Annotated in this window: 4 protein-coding genes; 2 read left to right on the top strand and 2 right to left on the bottom strand. The window is 39.9% G+C overall.

Annotated features, from left to right (window positions below; genetic code table 11):
• Positions 1-474, bottom strand: a 474-nt coding sequence (locus P20652_RS17395) for a winged helix-turn-helix transcriptional regulator (protein WP_033017058.1), incomplete at its 3' end; no start/stop codon positions are given.
• A gap of 169 nt (positions 475-643) precedes the next feature.
• Between P20652_RS17395 and putA the strand changes: the two genes are divergently transcribed.
• Positions 644-4,447 carry a bifunctional proline dehydrogenase/L-glutamate gamma-semialdehyde dehydrogenase PutA gene (gene putA / locus P20652_RS14930; RefSeq protein ID WP_008166221.1) on the top strand — a complete coding sequence of 1,268 codons (3,804 nt, stop codon included), beginning with the start codon at positions 644-646 and terminating at the stop codon, positions 4,445-4,447.
• A gap of 116 nt (positions 4,448-4,563) precedes the next feature.
• Positions 4,564-5,757, top strand: coding sequence for an HD-GYP domain-containing protein (locus P20652_RS14935; protein WP_008166220.1), 1,194 nt, complete (start codon positions 4,564-4,566; stop codon positions 5,755-5,757).
• Positions 5,758-5,810: 53 nt separating this feature from the next.
• Here the strand turns inward: P20652_RS14935 and P20652_RS14940 are convergent, their stop codons facing one another.
• Positions 5,811-6,848 (bottom strand): general secretion pathway protein GspB, encoded by a 1,038-nt coding sequence (locus P20652_RS14940; RefSeq protein ID WP_008166219.1) that lies wholly within the window; start codon positions 6,846-6,848, stop codon positions 5,811-5,813.
• Positions 6,849-6,856 lie beyond the last annotated feature (8 nt).

Raw genomic sequence — 6,856 nt, 5'->3', positions numbered from 1 at the left:
GATTAGCAACCCTTCGTCTTTTTTAATCTTTTCGATCACCATATAAGTATGATGAGTACCCACGCCGGGAATATCGACTAAGTCGCCAAGAACTTGTCTGTATTCTTCCATATTAGAAACGCGGATTTTTAATAAATAATCATAACCGCCTGCCACCATGTCGCATTCTACGACTTGTTCTATCCTTAATATGTGCTCTCTGAACACTTTAAATACAGCAGTGTTTGAAGTAACAAGCGATACTTGCACATGCGCCACTAAGCTCTGATTAAGCTTTGCTTCGCTAAGCTTAGCGTAGTAGCCTTCGATATAGCCTTCTTGCTCTAATCGTTTTACACGATCAAGACACGGGCTTGCACTCAAGTTAACCTGTTTTGCGAGGTTAACATTTGAAATTCTGCCGTTCTTTTGAAGAACGTCTAATATGGCTAAATCAATACGATCTAGCATGCGTAATCTATTTGGAATTGTCATAACAGAATTTTATGCGGATAAGTTAAATTTATGCCCTGTAAATTATCGTAAAACGCGAAATTTAACCAGCATATTCTGCTGAAATTTAATTAGAATGCACTCATTATATCACTGGTAATTTACTGGTAATTTATTTTACTTTAAATCTAAACACTCCTGGGAGTTGCTCATGTTATTCAAAGGCGATTTAACTACAAACTGTCCTATCAGACAGAAAATTCGTGACTTTTACCGCATAGATGAAAATGCGGTTATTGATCATATTTTACCGCTTGCAGAAGTAGGCGTAAAAGCACGAAGTCGTGCCTGGGAAAGAGCCCGTCAAATTGTTTTAAACATTCGTAAAGAGCAAGATGGACAAGGCGGTGTTGATGCGCTTTTAAACGAATTCTCACTCTCTAGTGAAGAAGGCGTTGTATTAATGTGTTTGGCCGAAGCACTACTTCGCGTCCCAGACAAAGCAACACAGGATGTTTTGATACGCGACAAACTTGCCAAAGGTGATTGGAGCTCTCATTTAGGAAGTAGCGATTCTTTATTTGTAAATGCATCGTCTTGGGGATTATTAGTTACCGGTAAGATGGTTAACTACACAGACAAAACGAAAGAACAACAGTTCGGCATGCTTAAAAAGACCATTGGTCGTTTAGGTGAGCCAGTTATTCGTAAGTCTGTAAACTTTGCTATGAAAATTATGGGTAAGCAATTCGTAATGGGCCGTACCATTGACGAAGCAATTGAACGTGCTGCCGATACAGAGCAAAAAGGCTATGTATATTCTTATGATATGCTAGGCGAAGGCGCACGCACAATGAAAGATGCGAAGCGTTACTTCGACAGCTACATGAACGCTATACACTCTATTGGTAAAGCGGCAAACAGTCGTGGTCCAATAAAAAGCCCAGGCATTTCAGTTAAGCTTTCTGCAATCCACCCTCGTTATGAGTTCACTCATAAAGACCGTGTGATGGAAGAAATAGTCCCTAGGTTAAAAGAACTTGCACTTGCAGCTAAAAAATACGATATCGGCTTTACCGTTGATGCCGAAGAAGCTGACCGTTTAGATATCTCTCTTGATGTAATTGAAGCCGTATTTAGCGATAAAGACTTAGGCGATTGGCAAGGGTTTGGGTTAGCGGTTCAAGCGTATCAAAAACGCGCTATTTTCGTTATTGAATGGCTAACAGACCTTGCAACCCGTGTTGGTCGTAAAATGATGGTACGTTTAGTTAAAGGCGCGTACTGGGATACAGAAATCAAAACCACACAACAAGATGGTTTAGAGCATTTCCCTGTATTTACTCGTAAAGCAACAACCGATGTTTCTTACAAAGCATGTGCAATTAAAATGCTCGAAGCGCGCGACGTACTTTATCCGCAATTTGCAACGCACAACGCTTACACTGCCGCGACTATTTTAGAAGTAGCCAAAGGCGACAACACTGGTTTTGAATTTCAACGTTTACACGGTATGGGTGAATCATTATTCGACCAAATCGTTAACGAAGAAAAAATTCAATGTCGCGTGTACGCACCTGTTGGTCAGCACGAAGACCTACTTGCGTACCTTGTTCGTCGTTTGTTAGAGAATGGTGCTAACTCATCATTTGTAAACGCGATTGTAGATACAACAAAACCTGTTGAATCATTACTACCAGATCCTGTAGAAACACTGCAAGGTTTACGTAACAAGTACAATACGCAAATAAAAATGCCCATTGATTTATACGGTGAAGAACGTGCTAACTCTAAAGGCATGGATTTAACCGACATTAACGTTATTACCCCTTTCAAAGAGAACCTTGAAAGCTGGTTTAACGCGCATTTAATTGAGCAAAGCCAAGTACCTGAAGGCTCATTGGCTGTTAAAAACCCAGCAAATCATAAAGAAATCATTGGCCACGTTAAACTGCAAACTGGCGAAGAAATGAAGGTGCTGCTTGCTAACGCTGAAGCTGCTTTTGAATCATGGTCACAAACTTCAGTAAAAGAGCGTGCTAATTTACTGCGTCGCGTTGCTGATATTTTAGAGCGTCATAACGACGAGCTAGTCGCTATTTGTATTAAAGAAGCCGGTAAAGTAGCGCAAGATGGTATTGATGAAGTACGTGAAGCAGTCGACTTTTGTCGTTACTATGCAGCCCGCGCTGAAGACTTATCACAAGATGAACGCTTTGAAGCCCGTGGCGTTATTTTATGTATTAGCCCGTGGAACTTCCCGCTTGCAATCTTTTTAGGTCAAGTTGCTGCCGCCATTGTTACAGGTAACACTGTAATTGCTAAACCTGCTGAGCAAACAAGCTTAATTGCCCTTCGTGCAATTGAACTTATGTTATCAGTTGGCTTACCTGAACATGTTGTGCAACCTGTTATCGCTCATGGTAGCGAAGTAGGCAAAACAATTGTTCCTGATGAACGCATTCAAGCAATTATGTTTACAGGCTCTACTGAAACAGGCACATTAATTTCCCAAACACTGGCTGCTCGTAATGACATTCAAGTACCGTTAATTGCAGAAACAGGTGGCCAAAACTGTATGATTGTTGACTCGACTGCGCTTCCTGAGCAAGTAGTTGATGATGTGATCAGTTCTGGTTTTCAAAGTGCTGGGCAACGTTGTTCTGCTCTTCGTGTTTTATTCATTCAAGATGATGTAGCAGATGGCATTATCGACATGCTTAAAGGTGCCCTGGCTGAGTTACACATTGGCGACCCATCGTTACTATCAACTGATGTTGGTCCTGTAATTGATGAAAAAGCACTTAAAAACTTAAATGAACACGTTGAGTACTTAAAAGGTAATGCAACACTGCATTACGAATGTAAAATTCCTGATAATACGCAAAATGGTGCATACTTTTTTGCTCCTCGTTTATACGAAATCAAAGACTTATCAGTGCTTAAACGTGAAGTATTTGGCCCATGTGTTCATATTATTCGCTTTAAATCGAATGAGCTTGATGATGTGATGGATCAAATAAATAACACGGGCTATGGTCTGACAATGGGTGTTCATTCACGTATCGAAGAGCGCTGTGAGTACCTTGCTAAAATGTCACGTGCGGGTAATGTTTACATTAACCGAAACATGATTGGTGCTATTGTTGGTGTGCAACCGTTTGGTGGCCGTGGTTTATCAGGTACTGGCCCTAAAGCCGGTGGCCCTAACTACCTACAACGTTTAGTAAAAGAAAAAGCATCACCAGATAACGTGCAAATGACTAACCTAACGCCAGATGAGCTTGATTTACACCACTACAGCGGTGCGAATGAGCAAGTTAAAAAGCTAATGGCTAACTCAATGCGCGATGAAAAAATTTGGCGTGCAACACCACTAAATGACCGTGTTTCGGCTGTACGTCAGTTGCTTGCTAAAATCGCGACGGTAGAAATTATCGACGATTTAGCTGACGATTTAGCATTAACACTATCAGAAGCACGTGCACAGCTTAACCGCCTTGAAAAGCACATGCGTAAGTTTACTACCCTGCCAGGGCCAACGGGTGAGTCTAATACACTTCATCTAGAAGCACGTGGTTGCGTAGTGTGCTATGCAGATAAGAGCACATCATTTAACTTCTGGGCATTGTCTATCATTACCGCTATTGCCGCAGGTAATACGGTAATTACTGTAGCGTCTGAGCTGTTTTATGATGAAGCTGTTGCCTTTAAAGATAAATTTATCTCTACAGGTGTTGCAGAAGGTGTTTTCCAAGTAGCTAAACCGAATCAGTTACAAGCTATTTTAGCTCACCCTCACCTAGCGGGTGCGGTAGTTGCTGCTCGTTCGTCTCGCTTAGGCTACTTTAGCCAGCAGCTTGCACAGCGTAAAGGCGCAATTTTACCGGTTATTAGCTCTGAGTATTACGATACATTAATCAAACGCCTTATTACTGAAAAAACAATCAGTATTGATACAACGGCGTCTGGTGGTAATACATCACTAATGACACTTGTTGAAGATGATGAATAATTAATCTAACATTTTTCATTAAAAAATAATAAAGGCACTCAAAAGTGCCTTTTTTATTAGGTAACATCGTATAAATTTGTTAGTTTTATACTAGATTAGTAACTGAAGTTGTAAATTTGAAAACTATTCCTATCAATAATTTAATCCCAGGCATGTTTGTACAACGCGTTACAAAGCAAACAGGCAGTATTAAAATTAAAAATCAAGGCTGGGTTAAAACTCAATCTGGTATTAATAATCTAATAAAAGCAGGTATTTTAGAAGTAGAAATAGACCCTGATAAAACCCTCATTGACTCAGTCCCTGAAAAAGATCCTATCGCTATACCTACAACAAAATTAAAGCGTGACCCTTGGCAAAAATCACATAGCGCTGAGCAAGAAATTGGAAAAGCTAAAAAGCTTTACGATGAAGCCAAAACATTACAAATAAAAGCATTTAAAGATATTAAAGCAGGCCGCGATATAGATATTGCGCCATTTAGGGAGCTTGCTAGTGGCTTTATGGACTCGGTTTTTAGAAACCAAGATGCCCTTGCGTGTTTGACGCAAATGCGCCAAAAAGACGCCTACCTACTTGAGCACTCCATTAATGTTTCTATATTAATAAGTATTTTTGCAAAGCATTTAGGTATAGACAAAGATATTATCGAGCAGATGACAACCGGTGCTCTTTTACATGATATTGGCAAAATAAAAATTCCCGATGCAATACTCAATAAGCCGGGTCGCTTTACCGATGATGAATTTAAAATAATGAAAATGCACTCGCTTTTCAGTAAAGAAATATTAGAAGAGTCTGGCTTAACGGGTATTGCAGTTGATATTGCAGGTATGCATCATGAAAGGCTTGATGGTAAAGGCTATCCGTTTGGTAAAAAGGGCGACGAAATAAGTCAGTATGTACGTATGGCATCAATTGTTGATGTATATGACGCACTTACCGCAGAGCGAGTTTATAAAGCAGGTATGGAGCCAATAAAGGCATTTAAAATATTAAAAGACGGATGTCCAGATAGCTTTGACCCTGTGCTGCTTAATAAGTTTATTCAATGTATTGGTATTCATCCGGTAGGAACGCTTGTAAGGTTATCGAGCCAAAAAGTGGGTTTGGTTACCGAGAGTAATCCGGGGGCACCACTAAAACCTGTCGTTAAAACATTTTACAGCGCTAAGCACAGTCGCTATACCGAAGTAAAAGATATTGATTTATCTAATAAAAAAATTGTAGACACTCTTGAGTCAGCGGTTAAACCTAAAGAATATAATATTGATTTAGAACGCTTTTACAAAAATTCTATACTTTCCTAAAAATAATTAAGAGCTCAATACTTTACCGAGCTCTCAATTAAATAACTAAGGGTTTATTCAGGCCAGTCTTGCAAGGCTTTTAAACTAAACTCATAACCATCAAAATCAAGCACACTTTGCTCCGGTGTAATCTCTCTTACAGTTAGAGCGCCAATGCTCTCACCTTCATGAAGCTCCCGGCCATTTAGCTTTATCCAACGCTTATCAGCACTCGATGAATAAATATGCGCTTGATATTTAATACTAGGCAACATTGATTGCAAACCATCCGGTAGCAATTCTACAGGCTCAACGCGTGATGACGTTTTTGATGCGTGGGTCACTTCATAATCTTGATTTTTTTCGGCGTCTTGTACTGCCTGCGCAAACGCATTTTTAAGCGTTGTAGGCACCTCATCAAGCTCAGGATCGCTCATCTGTTGAGATTGGTTACTGCCATTAATAGGCTTACCCAGTACTTTATATTTACTCATATCTAGTTGAGCCGATGCTGTATTTTGACTTTGCCCAAATACCGAAGCGTTTTGTGTATTATTTGGATTGTAATTATTTTGTGGATTAAATACTGGCTGATTATAATTTTGAACTGGTATTACTTGTTGCACGTTCTGCTGATTATAACCCGTTGCGTTCGTGACCTGACTCGATGGCATAGGAATATATTGCCCATTAGGCGTTAATAACATTTGCTGTACACCGTTAGGTGTTTGCACATGGACAAGTTGCCCTTCAATCGTTGCAGTATTTGTTGGAGCTACTTTAGCGGGTTCTAACTTAGCTATTTGCTGTTTTTCAACTTCAGCATCTACCTCTTTAACTTCTTCTTTAGGTGACGATTTTTCGCTTTCAACCACCTTAATTACAGCGGGTTTCGATGTGTTTAATAAAGTAGTACCTTGAAACCACTTACCAGCACTAAACCCACCAGCTACAGCAATAAATGCAGCTAAGCTTGTACCAAATACTAACGCTAATCGTCTATAACGCTTAAGTGCTTGCTGTTGCTTTAACTGCTCTGATTGTAAGTCGTATTGCTCAGCACTCATATCTGATTGCTGCGACTGCTTTAGCGCATCTAATAAATAAGACATAACTTACC

Source organism: Pseudoalteromonas sp. BSi20652, from assembly GCF_000239855.1.
Lineage (GTDB): Bacteria > Pseudomonadota > Gammaproteobacteria > Enterobacterales > Alteromonadaceae > Pseudoalteromonas.
Note: the sequence above shows the minus strand (reverse complement) of the source record. Positions and strands in the feature narration are given on the sequence as shown.

Excerpts from the sequence above, each read along its gene's own strand:
- P20652_RS14940 (WP_008166219.1), bottom strand. The coding sequence starts at position 6,848 with ATGTCTTATTTATTAGATGCGCTAAAGCAGTCGCAGCAATCAGATATG.
- putA (WP_008166221.1), top strand. The coding sequence starts at position 644 with ATGTTATTCAAAGGCGATTTAACTACAAACTGTCCTATCAGACAGAAA.